General features: G+C 73.9%; 12 protein-coding genes. 8 read left to right on the top strand and 4 right to left on the bottom strand.

Translation table 11 applies throughout. The features are described 5' to 3' along the window. Positions 1 to 5 precede the first annotated feature (5 nt). On the bottom strand, positions 6 to 1,616 hold the full coding sequence (locus tag ABZ249_RS00440; protein ID WP_355255146.1) for a PucR family transcriptional regulator ligand-binding domain-containing protein: 1,611 nt from the start codon (positions 1,614 to 1,616) through the stop codon (positions 6 to 8). 183 nt (positions 1,617 to 1,799) lie between these two features. Here ABZ249_RS00440 and ABZ249_RS00435 point away from each other — a divergent pair, with 183 nt between their 5' ends. After that, positions 1,800 to 3,104: an MFS transporter gene (locus ABZ249_RS00435; RefSeq protein WP_355255144.1), complete on the top strand. Its 1,305-nt coding sequence runs from the start codon at positions 1,800 to 1,802 to the stop codon at positions 3,102 to 3,104. A gap of 131 nt (positions 3,105 to 3,235) precedes the next feature. Continuing rightward, on the top strand, positions 3,236 to 4,846 hold the full coding sequence (locus ABZ249_RS00430; RefSeq protein WP_355255141.1) for an amidohydrolase: 1,611 nt from the start codon (positions 3,236 to 3,238) through the stop codon (positions 4,844 to 4,846). A 129-nt stretch (positions 4,847 to 4,975) separates the two neighbouring features. Here the strand turns inward: ABZ249_RS00430 and ABZ249_RS00425 are convergent, their stop codons facing one another. Then, entirely contained in the window at positions 4,976 to 6,115 is a 1,140-nt protein-coding gene (locus ABZ249_RS00425; protein WP_355255138.1) for a S1 family peptidase, read from the bottom strand. 522 nt (positions 6,116 to 6,637) lie between these two features. Next, a complete protein-coding gene (locus ABZ249_RS00420) occupies positions 6,638 to 7,699 on the bottom strand; it encodes a S1 family peptidase (protein ID WP_355255135.1) in 1,062 nt (353 codons plus the stop codon). 360 nt (positions 7,700 to 8,059) lie between these two features. On the opposite strand from ABZ249_RS00420, the gene ABZ249_RS00415 reads away from it, so the two are divergent. The 6 genes from ABZ249_RS00415 (at position 8,060) to ABZ249_RS00390 (ending at position 14,067) form a co-directional block, all read left to right on the top strand. Next, positions 8,060 to 8,260: a ubiquitin-like protein Pup gene (locus ABZ249_RS00415; protein WP_220562119.1), complete on the top strand. Its 201-nt coding sequence runs from the start codon at positions 8,060 to 8,062 to the stop codon at positions 8,258 to 8,260. Between the two features lie 148 nt (positions 8,261 to 8,408). Further along, entirely contained in the window at positions 8,409 to 9,260 is an 852-nt protein-coding gene (gene prcB, locus ABZ249_RS00410) for a proteasome subunit beta (protein ID WP_355255132.1), read from the top strand. Between the two features lie 57 nt (positions 9,261 to 9,317). Continuing rightward, positions 9,318 to 10,055, top strand: coding sequence for a proteasome subunit alpha (gene prcA, locus ABZ249_RS00405; RefSeq protein ID WP_220562117.1), 738 nt, complete (start codon positions 9,318 to 9,320; stop codon positions 10,053 to 10,055). A gap of 97 nt (positions 10,056 to 10,152) precedes the next feature. Further along, positions 10,153 to 11,511, top strand: coding sequence for a Pup--protein ligase (gene pafA / locus ABZ249_RS00400; protein ID WP_220562116.1), 1,359 nt, complete (start codon positions 10,153 to 10,155; stop codon positions 11,509 to 11,511). Between the two features lie 234 nt (positions 11,512 to 11,745). After that, positions 11,746 to 12,861 (top strand): FKBP-type peptidyl-prolyl cis-trans isomerase, encoded by a 1,116-nt coding sequence (locus ABZ249_RS00395; protein ID WP_220562115.1) that lies wholly within the window; start codon positions 11,746 to 11,748, stop codon positions 12,859 to 12,861. 168 nt (positions 12,862 to 13,029) lie between these two features. Beyond that, on the top strand, positions 13,030 to 14,067 hold the full coding sequence (locus tag ABZ249_RS00390) for a formyltransferase family protein (protein ID WP_355256001.1): 1,038 nt from the start codon (positions 13,030 to 13,032) through the stop codon (positions 14,065 to 14,067). Positions 14,068 to 14,070: 3 nt separating this feature from the next. On the opposite strand, the gene ABZ249_RS00385 is transcribed toward ABZ249_RS00390, so the two are convergent. Beyond that, on the bottom strand, positions 14,071 to 15,150 hold the full coding sequence (locus tag ABZ249_RS00385; RefSeq protein ID WP_355255127.1) for a DUF3866 family protein: 1,080 nt from the start codon (positions 15,148 to 15,150) through the stop codon (positions 14,071 to 14,073). Between the last annotated feature and the right edge of the window lie 24 nt (positions 15,151 to 15,174).

The raw sequence follows: 15,174 nt of genomic DNA, 5'->3' as shown, positions 1-15,174 counted from the left end.
GGCGCTCAGTCGTGCCAGGTGCCGTCGGTGCAGCGCAGGGGGCGCAGGCTCAGCGCCGTCCACAGCTCCAGCCGGGTCCGCGGATCGGACAGCGGGCGGCCCAGCACCCGCTCGGCGGTGCGCAGCCGCGCCCGCAGCGTGTTGCGGTGCACCCCCAGGTCCCGGGCGGTCCCCTCCACCTGCGCCCCGGAGTCCAGGTAGTGCCGCAGGGTGTGCGCCAGCTCCGTCCCGTTGCGCACGTCGTGTTCCAGCAGCGGCCCCAGCACGGCCTCGGTGAACGCCCGCGACCCGCTCTCGGGGACCGCCGACCGCAGCAGAGCCCAGGCGTCCGCCTCGTCCACGTGCCGGTACCCCTGCGGGGGGACCGCGTCGCGGGCCCGGGACACCGCCGAGGCCAGGTCGGCCGGCCCGCGCGCACGGCAGGCCCCCGCCGCCGGCACCCCCGGCAGTAGTGCGAGCAGGCGCTCCCCGGCGTGCGGGCGGCCCGTGTCGGGCAGCACCGCCACCAGTACCCCGTCCAGCGGGCACAGCCCCGCGCTCTGCGCGGCACCGGTGTCCCCGAGCACGTCCACCAGGGCGTCCGCCGCCGCGTCCAGCGCGCTCGGCGCCCCCGGAGCGGGGTCGCGCTCGCCGCCGGCCCGGTAGCAGACCACCTCCCAGGGCGGGGGCGGAAGCGTGAGCGGAACGCCCACCGGCCCGCCCAGCACGGCGGCCCGCAGCAGCGGGGCGCGTTCGCGGAAGATCGCCCGACGCGCGTCGCGCGAGTGCAGCAGGTCCACCGCCAGCAGCGACGCGGCGTGGTTGGCCAGCACCCGCACGCTCGTGGAGGGGGCGGCGCAGCGCAGCGCCAGCCACCCCAGCGTCCGGCCGGTGGTGCCCAGCGTCTGCAGCAGGATCACCCCTTCGCCGTCCGCTGCACCGCCCGTCCCCGTGCCGTCCGCCTCGGCGGTGCCCGGGCCGTCCGCGCCTGCCGCGCCCCGGCCGTCCCCGGCCAGGACCCGCATGCCCGGCGTGCCGCCGGACCCGGCCACCGCGGCGCGCACCGGCGCGTGCCAGGCCGGCTCGGCGTCCGGGACGGCCCGGCTGGTCATCCCGTTGCGGTCCAGCAGCAGGCACTCCCCGGACGCCGCCGACGCCAGCTCGTGCATCACCCCCGCCGGCCCCGAGCGCAGCGCCGCCCGCGCCATCGCGTCCTGGGCGGCCAGCACCCTGCCCTGCTCCCTGCTCCGCTCGGCGGCGTAGTGGTCGGCCACGGTCTCCACCACGGCGATGAACGACGTCTCGCCCTCCACCCGCAGCACCGGGAAGCCGAGCCGGTCGCCCTCGTCCAGCACCTCCGGCGGGATCGTCCCGCCCAGCCACACGTCGATGGCGAAGGCCAGCGCTGCACACCCCGCCCGGTGCAGCCGCCGGACATAGGCGCGCCGCTCCTCCTCGCCGGCCCCCAGGCCCAGTCCCACGGTCAGCACCAGCTCGCCGCCGCGCAGCCAGCGCACCGGGTCGGGCAGTTCGGTGACGTGTGCCCAGCGCACCACCCGGTCCAGCCCCGGGGACCCGGCCGAGGCGTGCACCTCCAGGTGCGGTGCCGAGGTGATGTCGCGGACGGTGATGCTCACGGCTGCTCCCGGGTCCCGGTCGTGCGTCCCGGCGGCGCGCGGTGGGACCGACTGTGCGCGCCGCACTTTTGTCACGGTAAGCCCTGTGCGGAACATCCCGGCGCCGGTGACAGGGGAGTGTCTACGGTCACAACAACACCTGAGCAGCGCCCGACGATCGCGCCACACGCAACCGGAGTTCCCATGTCAGAGCGGACCGCCCCCACGTCCTCGCACCCCGCGCGTGCGGCCGTGGCGGCCTTCGTCGGCACCACCATCGAGTGGTTCGACTTCTACGTCTACGCCACGGCCGCGGCCCTGGTCTTCGCCACCCAGTTCTTCCCCGCCGGGACGGACCCGGTCGTGGGCCTGATGGCCTCCTTCGCGACCTTCTCCGTCGGCTTCTTCGCCCGGCCGCTGGGCGGCCTGGTCTTCGGCCACTACGGCGACCGGCTCGGCCGCAAGTCGGCCCTGGTCATCACCCTGCTCATGATGGGCGTGGCCACCTTCTGCGTCGGCCTGCTGCCCACCTACGAGCAGGTCGGGTTCCTCGCCCCGCTGCTCCTGGTGGTGCTGCGGTTCGTGCAGGGCATCGCCGTCGGCGGCGAGTGGGGCGGCGCCGTCCTCATGGCGGTCGAGCACGCGCCCGAGGACCGCAAGACCTTCTACGGCTCCTTCGCCCAGCTGGGCAACCCGGCCGGCGCCCTGCTGGCCACCGGTTCGTTCGGCCTCATCGCCGCCTGGAACGCCGACGCCCTCCACGACTGGGCCTGGCGCCTGCCGTTCCTGGCGTCGGTGCTGCTGGTCCTGGTCGGCCTGTTCATCCGCCTCAAGGTGGAGGAGTCCCCGGTCTTCGAGGCCGCGCAGCAGAAGGACGCGCCCACCGAGCTGCCCGTGCGCGAGGCGCTGCGCACCTCCTGGCGGCCGCTGCTGCTGGGCATCGGGATCCTGCCGGTCGCGGTCGGCGGCTACTACATCGTCACCACCTTCCTCCAGGGGTACGGGGTCACCGAGGTCGGCATCAGCGAACAGGTCATCCTCAACGGCCTGAGCCTGGCCGCGTTCGTGGAGCTGGTCGCCACCCTGGGGGTGTCCTGGCTGGGCGACCGCTTCGGCACCGTCCGCGTGGTCACCATCGGCCTGGTCGGCGTCATCGTCCTGGCGATCCCGCAGTTCCTGGTCCTGGAGACCGGCAGCGTCGGCCTGATCTTCCTGTCGCTGTGCGTGATGCGCTTGGCCATGGCCGCGGTCTACGGCCCGATCGCCCGGGTGCTCGCGCAGATGTACCCGCCGCGGGCCCGCTACACCAGCATCTCCATCGCCTACCAGGTCGCCGGCGCGATCTTCGGCGGCCTGTCGCCGCTGGCCTGCACCGCGCTGTACGCGGCGACCGGCAGCATCCTGCCGGTGGCGGGCCTGCTGATGGCGATGGCGGTGGTCAGCATCATCTGCCTGGCCAACGCGCCCCGGCACCGCGACGCCGACCTGCTGGAGTCCGCGTCGGCCTGAGCCGGCCCGCACCACCCCGCACCCCCCGAACCGGAAGCACCGATCGACGTTCTTCCGTCTCCCCGGGGCGGGCCGGCCGTCCTCCGGCCCGCCCCGGGGCTCCCACCCGTATCCGAACCGAGGAGGAAGCCGTGTCCGGCCTGCTCATCCACAATGCCGCCGTCCTGACCATGGACGACTCCCGCCCCCGCGCCGAGGCACTGGCCGTGCGCGACGGGCGCGTGCTCCTGGCCGGCACGGCCGAGCAGGCCCGCGCCGCGGCCGGGCCCGGTGCCACCGAGATCGACGCGGGCGGGCGCACCGTCCTGCCCGGGTTCATCGACCCGCACAACCACCTGCTGTCCACCGCCGAGTCCCTGGCCGCCGTGGACGCCCGCTACCCCCGGGTGGGCAGCGCCGCCGAGCTGGTCGCCGCCATCGCCGCCGAGGCCGCCCGCACCCCGGCCGGGCAGTGGATCCGCGCCTTCTCCATGGACGACGCCAAGTACCCCGAGGGCCGTCCCACCCGCCGCGACCTGGACGCGGCCACCACCGAGCACCCCGTGATCGTCTACCACGTGTCGGGTCACCAGGCCGTCGTCAACTCCGCGGCCCTGGCCTGGAGCGGCATCGGCGAGGACGTGCCCGATCCGGCGGGCGGCTCGTTCGTGCGCGACGAGGGCGGCCGCCTCACCGGCATGGTCACCGACGCCGCGATGGAGCTGCTGCTGCCGCTGGCCGTCGACATCGGCTGCCACGGGCCCAACTTCCACACCGACCTGCCCACCGAGCACCTCCTGGGCTGGCTGTCCGACGCCGCCCGCCCCTACCTCTCCGCCGGCGTGACCACCGTGTGCGACCCGCAGGTGTCGGCGCGCGAGCTGCGCGTGTACCGGGCGGCGCGGGACGCCGGGACGCTGCCGCTGCGCACCTTCGGCATGCCGCTGTCCCACCAGCTCGACGCCCTCACCCAGGCGGGGCTGGCCTCGCCGTTCGGCGACGACTGGCTGCGCCTGACCGGCATGAAGTTCTACTCCGACGGCACCCTGCTGGGCGGCACCGCCAAGTTCACCGTCCCCTACGGCGAGCGGGGCCAGTTCGCCGGGAGCCTGTACCACCACCCCGACCAGCTGGTGGACCTGGTGACCCGGGCCGCCCGCGAGGGCTGGCAGGTGGCGATCCACACCCAGGGCGACGCCGCGATGGAGCACACCCTGGCCGCGATCGCGTCGGCGGCGAAGGTGTCCGGGCCCGACCCGCGCCCGCGGGTGGAGCACTGCGGGTACCCGACGGTGGAACAGGCCAAGCGGTTCACCGAGTACGGGGTCATCCCGGTCAACCAGCCCAACTTCCTCTACGACAGCGGGCGCGACTTCCTGCGCCGCCTGGGGGACCGGGCCCACCGGCTCCAGCCGATGCGCGAGGAACTCGACCTGGGCCTGCGCCCGGCGCTGTCCAGCGACGCGTTCGTCTCCAGCCTGCGCCCGATGGACACCATCGCCAACGCGGTGGGGCGCACCACCCGCGAGGGCGACGAGATCGGCGCCGACCAGGCGGTCACCCTGCACGAGGCGCTGCGGGCGCACACCCTGGACGCCGCCCACGCGGTGGGGATGGAGAACCGGCTCGGCGCCCTCCGGCCGGGGTACCTGGCCGACGTCGTGGTCCTGGACCGCGACGTCGAGGGGCTGGGCCCGGATGAGCTGCGTTCGGTGAACGCCTGGCTGACCGTGCTGGACGGGAAGGTCGTCCACCGGGCCTGAGGCCCGCGCATCCCCGAGTCCGGGAAAGGGGCGGGCCCTCCCGGCCGGGGACCCGCGGGGGAACGGGGGCGTCCCCGCCCGCGCTGTGCGCGCGGGCGGGGACACCGGGGGAGGGGGTGGGCGGGACGACTAGCTGGTGCGGATCCGCACGCCCCACGAGTTCACCATCGGCAGGACCTCCTGGTAGTAGGTGGTGCCGCCGCTGGAGCAGTTGCCGGAGCCGCCGGAGGTGACGCCCTGCGCCTGCGAGCCGGAGATGAAGGAACCGCCGGAGTCGCCGGGCTCGGCGCACACGTTGGTGCGGGTGAGCGCGTTCACGGTGCCCTGCGGGTAGCGGACCGTCTGGTTGCGGGCCTGGATGGTCCCGCAGCGCCAGCCGGTGGTGGAGCCGGAGCGGCAGATCGCCGACCCGATCGGCGCCTGGGTGGTGCCGGTGACGGACTGGTAGGTGCCGTTGTAGCGGCTGACCAGGTTGGTCAGGGTGAAGTTCGAGGTGCCCCGCACGAACGCGGCGTCGTTGCCCGGGAAGACCGAGCGCTCGAAGGTGCCCCGGCCGTTGCCGATGGTCACGCCGGTGCCCACGGTGCCGCAGTGGCCCGCGGTGACGAAGCCCGGCTGGCCGGCGCTGTTGGTGGCGGCGAAGCCGACCGAGCAGCGGCCGCCCATGTAGTAGGCCAGGCCGCCGATGATGTCCGCGTACAGCTGCGGGGCCTCGTCGGTGGTGACGACCTCGACGGCGGAGGCGTCCACGTCGGCGTCGGCCAGGAGCGCGTCGACGTCGGTGCCCTCCAGGACCTCCAGGACGACGGTGTCGCTCGCGACGTCCGGGTACCAGCCGGTGACGCCCTCGGGGGCGTCGGCCGCGTCGAGGGCCTCGACGACCTCGGCCAGGCCCTCGGTGCCGTACTCGACGACCTCGGCCTGCGCGCCGGTCGCCTCGACCGCCGCGACGGCGTCGGCGCTGGTGACCAGGACGGTGAGGTCCTGGGTCTCGATGTCGTAGAGCGAGCCGCCGTAGGCGTCGCCGGCGGCCTCGGTCGCCTCGGCGTCGACGTCCAGGGCTTCCTCCTGGGCCTCCAGGAGCTCGGTGGCCTCGGCCTGGGTCAGGTCGAGGTCGCGGGCCAGTGCCTCCTGCATGGTGGCGGCGCTGTCATCGGCCACGGGGGTCTGTGGTGCGGTCGCCGCGTAGGCGCCGGGGGACATGGCGAGCACCAGGCCGAAGGCCAGGGCTCCCGTTCCGACGGCGGAGATAACGGGGGAGGGTCGCATGATCCCTACTCTCCAGGGGGATTGACGGGGGAATGGGCTCCCGTTCCGGTGGGGACGGGCGGCCCTTCCGCGGAGTGGGATTGGTCCACTCCGCGAAGCTCACCGAGACGCTCGGTAAACGATTCCAAACCATAAGTGGACACTTTGGCGAGGGAAAGACCCGCTTTCTCCGGAAAGCGACCAAGTGGCAAGGGGATCATCCGATGAGACGGGGTCCCGCGGTGGCTGTTGGTAGTCGAATGTTGAACGACCTGTATTTTTCCGCAGTCGCCCGGTTACCCTGCGCGTAAAGTCTGGCGTCGCAAGGGGGGTTCCCTGGCCGGATCCGGCCAGGGAACCCCGTCCCCTTCGTGACCGCGTGGCTACACGGCGGTAACAACCGAGGTCACGGTGCCGCCGCCCGCGGGGGCGCGACCGGTGCCGGGACGGTCGGGGAGCGCGCCGGGGCGAGGGGCCGGAAGGAGGAGGGGCCGGGCCGCAGCCCGGCCCCGACGCGGAGGGCCTACTCCCGGAAGGGGGCCGTCACGAGGTCACCAGGGTCAGCCCCCACATCGCCAGCAGGGGGTTCACCTCCTGGCCGAACGTGGTGCACCCGCCCCCGGGCGAACCGGAGCCGCCCGAGACGATCCCCTGGGCCTGGTCCCCGGCCACGATGGGCGCGCCCGAGTCCCCGGGGCCCGCGCACAGGTTCGTCCGGAACAGGCCGCGCACGGTCCCCTGGGGGTAGCTCACGGTCTGGTTGCGGGCCTGGAGGGTGCCGCACTGCCAGCCGTAGGCCGGCGAGGACATGCACAGCGCCGACCCCACGGGGGCGGGCGTGGAGCCCGCCACCTCCAGGTATGCGGTGCTGTAGCGCTCGACCAGGTTGGTCACCACCCACGGCGGGGAGACCTGCACGAACGCGCCGTCGGAGCCGGGGAAGACCGAGTGCCGGAACACGCCGACGGGGCCGTCGGGGCCCTGGAGGACGTCTCCGGGACGGCCGCAGTGGCCGGCGGTCAGGAAGCCCTCGACGCCGTCGCCGCGCGCGGAGAAGCCGATGGTGCAGCTGCCGCCGTGGGCGGTGAACCGGTGGCCGCCGATGATCCGTCCGTAGGTCGACGGCCGGGCGGCCTCGACCAGGCGCACCCCGTCGTCCGGCACGCCCAGGTCGGCGGCGGAGACCCCGGAGCCGGGGAGGACCTCCACCACGACGGCGTCGGCCTCGGGGTACCAGCCGACGACGCCCTCGGGGGGCTCGGCGGCGTTCAGCGCGCGGACGACCCCGTCCGGGTCGCCGTCGACGACCTCGGCCGCGGCGCCCAACGCCTCGACGGCGGCCACGGCGGACCCGTCGGTGACGTGGACCGTCAGCACGCGCGTCCGGACGTCGAACACCGACCCGGCGTAGGCGTCCAGGTCCGCGGCCGCGGCGTCGATCTCCGCGGCCCGGGCCTGCGCCCGCGGCAGCCCGTGCGCCTGTTCGGCGGTCAGGCCCAGGTCCCGGACCAGCGCGTCCTCGACGGTGTCGGCCGCCGCGGGGCCGGCCGACGCGAGCATCGCGGCGGCCAGGCCCAGCGCGGCCAGAGCGGGGGAGTGCTTCATGGGGGTGACTTCCTTGTGGGAAGGGGCGGGGGGAGCGGGCCCTGTGGGCTCGTGGCCCCGGGTATGCCCGCTTTTCCGTTCGGTCACCACCTGGGATCATCCGAGCACCGGCCCGCAGCGCCCGGTCCGACCGGCGCCGCGGCAGGGCCGGGCTCCCGCGGCGACCGCCCGCCCGGGCGCGCGGGGACGGCCGGTCACGGTGCGACGCGCCCGGGAGCGGGGGCCGCCGGTGCGGATTCCGGCCGCGCGTACGCCCAGTGGTTCGAGGTAACCAGCCGGTATCGGGCTCCGGGAAGTGGGTTGAGGTGCCCGGTGTTGGGCCAAGATAAGGGCGAGAGCCCCGAACGGGAGGTAGCAGGTATGGCGAAGGACACCGGCGGTCAGAAGCACGCGTCGCGCCGCGACGAAGAGGTAGAAGAGGTCGAGGCCTCCGCCGACGTTCAGGAGCGCAAGGACCAGCTGGACGAGGACGTCGACGACATCCTCGACGAGATCGACGACGTGCTGGAGAGCAACGCCGAGGACTTCGTCCGGCAGTTCGTGCAGAAGGGCGGACAGTAGCCCGGCGGCCCGGCCCCGCGGCGGTTCGCTGACAGCGCACCGGCGATGCCGTCGGCGCCGCCGCGGACCCGGCTAGGGTCTGATCCGAGAAGACTGAGGACGAGGCGTCCCGCCCGCGTCGGGGCGGGGCGCGAGTGGAGGGAGTCGCGTGTTCGAAGGGTTCGAGGGCAAGGGGTTGCCCGCCGCTTTCATGAGTGCGGGGACCTCGTCCTTCACCGAGTTTCTCCGGGAGGTCAGGCCTGAACTGATGCCCGGCCACGGACTGTCGGCACAGGCGCAGGGGGCCGCCGCCGAGCACCTCGCCCCCGACGCGACGACGATCGTCGCGCTGACCTTCCCCGGGGGCGTCCTGATCGCGGGCGACCGTCGCGCCACCCAGGGCAACGTGATCGCCAACCGCGACATGGAAAAAGTTTATCGAACGGACGAGTTCTCCGCGGTGGCCATTGCGGGCTCCGCCGGCTTCGGTATCGAATTGGCCCGTCTCTACCAGGTGGAACTGGAGCACTACGAGAAGATGGAGGGCCGCTCGCTCTCCCTCGAGGGCAAGGCGAACAAGCTCGCGCAGATGGTCCGCGGCCACCTCGGCCTGGCCATGCAGGGCTTCGTCGTGGTCCCCCTCTTCGTCGGCTACGACGAGAACGAGGGCCGCGGCCGCGTCTTCAGCTACGACGCGACCGGCGGCCGCTACGAGGAGCAGCGCTACTACTCCATCGGCTCCGGATCGGTCTTCGCCAAGGGCTCCATCAAGAAGCTCTACCGCGATGACCTCACGGAGACGGACGCCGTCAAGGCCGCCCTGGAATCCCTCTACGACGCGGCCGACGACGACTCCGCCACCGGAGGCCCCGACCTGCACCGCAGGATCTTCCCCCTGGTCGACGTGATCACCGCGGACGGCCACCGCCGCCTGCCCGCCGAGGACGTCGCCCGCCTGGCGACCGAGGTGGTCGAGGGGCGCGCCGTCCACCCGGACGGCCCCACCGCCCCCCTGGCCTGAGCCGCCGGCCCGGCCCCACCCGCCCCATTGGACTTCTAGGTAAGGAAACGATCCGCGGTGTCGATGCCGTTCTACGTCGCCCCCGAACAGCAGATGAAGGACAAGGCGGACTACGCGCGCAAGGGCATCGCGCGCGGCCGCAGCGCCGTCGTCCTGCAGTACGAGGGCGGCATCCTGCTGGTGGCGGACAACGTCTCCCGCACACTCCACAAGATCAGCGAACTCTACGACCGCATCGCCTTCGCGGCGGTCGGCCGCTACCCCGAGTTCGAGAACCTGCGCCTGATGGGCGTGCGCTTCGCGGACGTGCGCGGGTACCAGTACGACCGCCGCGACGTCAGCGGGCGCCAGCTCGCCAACATCTACGCCCAGACCCTGGGCACGGTGTTCAGCGAGAGCCTCAAGCCCTGGGAGGTGGAGATCGTCGTCGCCGAGGTCGGCGACACCGCCGACGGCGACGAGATCTACCGCATCACCTTCGACGGCTCCATCGTCGACGAGCAGGGGTTCGTCGCGGTGGGCGGGTCCTCCGACCACGTCTCCCAGGCGCTCAAGGACCGGTTCTCCGCGACCGCCTCCCTCGCTGCCGCGCTCAACGCCGCCACCCACGCCCTGGCCAGGGAGAACGGCGAGGAGCGCGAACTGGAGGCGGCCAACCTGGAGGTCGCCGTCCTGGAGCGCTCCAGGGAGCACCGCAAGTTCCGCCGCATCCAGGGGCAGCGCCTGGTCTCCCTCCTCCAGGAGGGGCGCGGCGGGGCCGCCCCCGGCGGTACCACCACCGAGGACGACGCATAGCAGAAGCGGTGCGGCGCCCCGCGGGCGCCGCACCGGCCGGCGGACGACGCGGCCCCGTCGTCCCGGGCCGACGGTGACGGGAAGTTGGTGAGGCCGCGTGGAACGACGGATCTTCGGGCTGGAGAACGAGTACGGGGTCACGTGCACCTTCCGGGGACAGCGCCGGCTGTCGCCGGACGAGGTCGCCCGCTACCTCTTCCGGAGGGTGGTCTCCTGGGGGCGCAGCAGCAACGTGTTCCTCCGCAACGGCGCCCGCCTCTACCTGGACGTGGGCAGCCACCCCGAGTACGCCACCCCCGAGTGCGACAGCCTCGTGGACCTGGTGGCGCACGACAAGGCCGGTGAGCGCATCCTGGAGGGGCTGCAGGTCGACGCCGAGCAGCGCCTGCACGAGGAGGGCATCGCCGGGGACATCTACCTGTTCAAGAACAACACCGACTCCGCCGGCAACTCCTACGGCTGCCACGAGAACTACCTCGTGGGCCGGCACGGGGAGTTCGGGCGGCTGGCCGACGTGCTCATCCCCTTCCTGGTCACCCGGCAGATCATCTGCGGGGCCGGGAAGGTCCTGCAGACCCCGCGCGGCGCCCTGTACTGCGTCAGCCAGCGGGCCGAGCACATCTGGGAGGGCGTCTCCTCCGCCACCACCAGGTCCCGGCCGATCATCAACACCCGCGACGAGCCGCACGCGGACGCCGAGCGCTTCCGCCGCCTGCACGTCATCGTCGGCGACTCCAACATGAGCGAGACCACCACCCTGCTCAAGCTGGGCTCCACCGACCTGGTGCTGCGGATGATCGAGGCGGGCGTGGTCATGCGCGACTACACCCTGGAGAACCCGATCCGGGCGATCCGCGAGGTCAGCCACGACATGACCGGCCGCCGCAAGGTGCGCCTGGCCAACGGGCGCGAGGCGGGCGCGCTGGAGATCCAGCGCGAGTACCTGGAGAAGGTGCAGAGCTACGTCGACCGGCACGGCACCGACGCGACCGGCAAGCGGGTCCTGGAGCTGTGGCAGCGCACCCTGGAGGCGGTCGAGACCCAGAACCTGGAGTCGGTCTCCCGGGAGATCGACTGGGTCGCCAAGTACATGCTGCTGGAGCGCTACCGCGCCAAGCACGACCTGTCCCTGTCCTCGCCCCGGATCGCCCAGCTCGACCTGACCTACCACGACATCCACCGCGACCGCGGCCTGTTCTACCTGATGCAGAACCGCGGCCAGATGGAGCGGGTGGTCGGCGACCTGAAGATCTTCGAGGCCAAGTCGGTGCCCCCGCAGACCACGCGGGCCCGGCTGCGCGGCGAGTTCATCCGCCGCGCCCAGGAGCAGCGCCGCGACTTCACCGTCGACTGGGTGCACCTCAAGCTCAACGACCAGGCGCAGCGCACCGTGCTGTGCAAGGACCCCTTCAAGTCGGTGGACGAGCGGGTGGAGAAGCTCATCGCCGGGATGTGACCGGCGGCACCAGCGGCCCCGGCGGCGTTCCCCCGCCGCCGGGGCCGTGCCGTGCCCGCCGTCGGGACCGCCCCGCAGTGGGGCCGGAACGCCTCCCGGCGCTTTCGAAAAGGGCGCCGCGCAGGGCCGCGGTGACCTTTTGTTACCGATGTTCCGCCTCGGGGGGAGGTGGTGGAGGTCGCGCTTTTCGGTAGTGTGACCCTGTCCCGAGCCGGAAAACAGAGGTAGTGACCCATGCACCGACGTGCCGCCGCCCTCGCGGTGCCCCTGACCGTCATCGCTTTGACGGTCTCAAGCTGCGGAAACATCCCCGAGGAGTGGCGCACTCCCGCCTTCATGCGGATGGACGGTGACCAGCTCGACTCCCGGCTGCCCACCGTCACCGGTGACGTCGGCGAGGCGCCCGAGGTCGCCTTCCCCGACATCGAGCCCCCCGAGGAGGAGCTCTCCGGTGTCGTGGACGAGGGCCCCAGCGAGGAGGAGCTGGTCCGCGCCGACGACCTCGTCATCGCCAACGTCGCCCAGTTCCAGTGGACGGGTCCCGGCGAGGGCGAGCCGGTCGAGGGCCAGTCCAGCTACGAGACCGGGGCCCCGGACCTCATCCGTATGACCGACATGCCCGAGCAGATCAGCTCGGTCCTGGTCAACCAGGCCGTCGGCAGCCGCGCGGTGTACGTCTTCCCGCCGCTGACCGAGGAGGAGCAGGCCCAGGCCGAGTCCATGGGCCAGCCGCCCCAGGTGGGCGCCAGCGTCCTGGTCGTCGACATCCTGGACCGCTTCGGCATGGGCTCGGTGGTGCCCGGCGAGCAGACCACCGACGGCGGCGACGGCCTGCCCACCGTGACCCAGGAGGGCCACAGCGAGCCCACGATCGAGATCCCCGAGGGCGACGCGCCCGAGGAGCTGGAGGTCGTCCCGCTGATCGAGGGGACGGGCGACGAGGTCGAGGAGGGCCAGCAGGTCATCGTCCAGTACACCGGTGTGCGCTGGGAGGCCGACGAGAACGGCGACCACCCCGTGTTCGACTCCACCTGGACCCGCGGCGGCGCCCCCTTCGACACCACCATCGGCGCGGGCTCGGTGATCAAGGGCTGGGACGAGGGCATCGTCGGCCAGAAGACCGGCAGCCGCCTGCTCCTGGTCGTGCCCGGCGACATGGCCTACGGCGAGACCGAGGAGGAGGCGATGGGCGCCCCGGCGGGCACCCTCGTCTTCGTGGTGGACGTCCTGGGCGCCTTCGACAACCCGCCGCCGGCCGAGCCCGAGGAGGGCGCCTCCGAGGGAGCCGAGGACGGCGGCGAGGAGGCCCCCGCGGACGAGGAGTCCCCCGAGGGCGAGGCGACCGAGTAGCGCACTCCCGCATCCCGCGAGCACAGGGGCCTCCCGGCGACCGCCGGGAGGCCCCCGCGCGTTCCCCGCGGGCCGCCCCGGACACGCAGAGCGACGGCGGCCTCCGGCGGCTCCGCCCCGCTGCTGCGTAGAGTCGTGCCAAGGGTGGACCGAGCGGAGGGGGAGTCCGTGGAGGACCGGCTGCGCTACTGCTACGTGTCGGGGCTGAGCCTGGGGGTCCCCGCCCTGGAGGAACTGTGCGCCCAGGGGCGCCCGCCGTCCCTGGTGGTCTCCTACCCCGCCGAACTCGCCCACCGCTCCGGCTACGTCGACTACGAGGCCGTCACCCGCCGCCACGACCTGGAGCACCTGCGCGCCTCCGACCTGGGCTCGGACGAGGTCCGCGACGCGCTCGCGGTCCGCGGCGTCGCCCTGCTGGTCGTCGCCGGGTGGTCCAGCCCCGTGCCCGAACGCCTGCTGGCGGCCCTGCCGAGGGGCGGGGTCGGCCTGCACCCGGCTCCGCTGCCGGTCGGCCGGGGCCGCGCCCCCATCCCGTGGACGATCCTGCGCGACATGCGGGCCAGCGCCGTCACCCTGCTGCACCTGGACGGGGGCGGCGACACCGGCGACATCATCGACCAGGCGTGGTTCGACGTCGAGCCCGACATCACCGCCACCGGCCTGTACGACCGGGTGGCCCGCCGCCAGGCCGAGATGCTCGCGGCCCGCATCGACGACCTGCTGGCGGGCACCGCGCCCCGGCGGCCCCAGCGCGGGCACGCGTCGGTGTGGCCGCGCCGCAGGCCCAGCGACGGGCGTATCGACTTCACCGCCTCGGGCCGCGACGTGGACCGCCTGGTGCGGGCCCTGGCCGACCCCTACCCGGGCGCCTTCGCGATGTTCGGCGGCAGCCGCATCACCCTGTGCGCCGGGGTGCTGGACGAGGGGGTCCGGGGCGGCGCCCCGGGCGAGGTGGTGTCGGCGGGACCGGGCCGCGTGTGGGGTGTGACCTGCGGGGACGGGGCGGTGTTCGTGCCCGCGGCGATCCGCGTGGACGAGGGGATCCGCGCCGACCCGACGTCACTGGCCATGTTCCGGCCCGGGGCGTTCTTCGACGAGCCCTCGCCGCACTCGCTCACCCCGTCCCGGCCGGTCCCGGTGCCCGGACAGGCGCCCGGCCCCGACGGCCCCGTGAAGGAGGTGCCGGGGGCGAGGGCCGTCCGCTGAGGGTCAGATGAGGGCGGCGCAGTGGCGGCCCGCGGCGGCCGCGCTCAGGAACGCCGCCCGGTCCTCCTCCAGGCCCCGGCCCATGGTGGAGGGCTTCACCGGCAGCGCCAGCAGCGCCTCCTCCAGGCCCTCCACACCCACGTCCACCAGCGTGTGCCGGGCGCCCAGCGGCGCCGCCTGGGCGCGCACCCGCTCCCCGAACACCCCCGGCAGCAGCGGCACCACCACGTCGGCGCGGGCCAGCGCCACCCGTCCGTAGGCCGTCAGGCTGTGGTGGGACACCCCCCGGTGCCGGGGGCGGGGGTCGGCCTCGCTGACCCGCAGCGCCGCCACCGGGTGCCCGTCCAGCACCGCCGCCGCGTTGACCGCCTCGCCGCAGGACACCCCCGAGAACCCCCAGGGGGTCCCGGTGCCCAGGTTGCCCGGGCCCTGGCAGACCACCGCCGCGTCCGCGCCCAGCACGTGCCGGGCGGCCAGCAGCCCGGAGTGGACCGTCACCGCCTCCAGGTCGCCGCCGAACGCCTGCCCGGTGGTCACGCACCCCGCCAGCAGCCCCTCCTCGCGCAGCACCCCGAGGGTCCGGGAGAACGCGGCGGGCAGCGCACCGCCGTCGGTCATGACGTTGACCACCCGCGCCCCTGGCCGCTCGTGCAGCACCCCGGCCAGCACCGCGGGCAGCGACGAGTGCAGGTCGGCGACCACCACGGGCATGCCCGCCAGCCCGGCCGCGTCGCGCAGCGTCGCGTGGTGCGGGGAGTCCTGCTCGTCGGCGCCCTCCACCAGCGCCTGGAGCGGGGTGTACCGCGCCTTGACCAGGTGCCCGGGCCCCTCCCGGTCGGGCGGCAGCCGGTCGGGCAGGGCCACCACCATCGCGTACCCCCCGGTGCCCAGCCCCAGGTCCAGGGCCCCGGTGTTGAGCAGCACGGTGTCGCCGGGGAGGGGGTCGCCCACCAGACCGGTGTAGGCGATCGCCCGGCACTGCGCCTCCCCGCCCGCGCCGTCCCCGACGGCGGTCAGGCACACCCGCACCCCGGGCCAGGACGGGAGGAGTTCACGGACTTCACCACGGCGCCACCGGATCATGCAAGGCACGGTACCTTCGTTGCT

This window comes from Nocardiopsis sp. NPDC006139 (genome assembly GCF_040614155.1).
Taxonomy (GTDB): Bacteria; Actinomycetota; Actinomycetes; order Streptosporangiales; family Streptosporangiaceae; genus Nocardiopsis; species Nocardiopsis changdeensis.
This window is presented reverse-complemented; position numbering and strand designations above follow the sequence as displayed.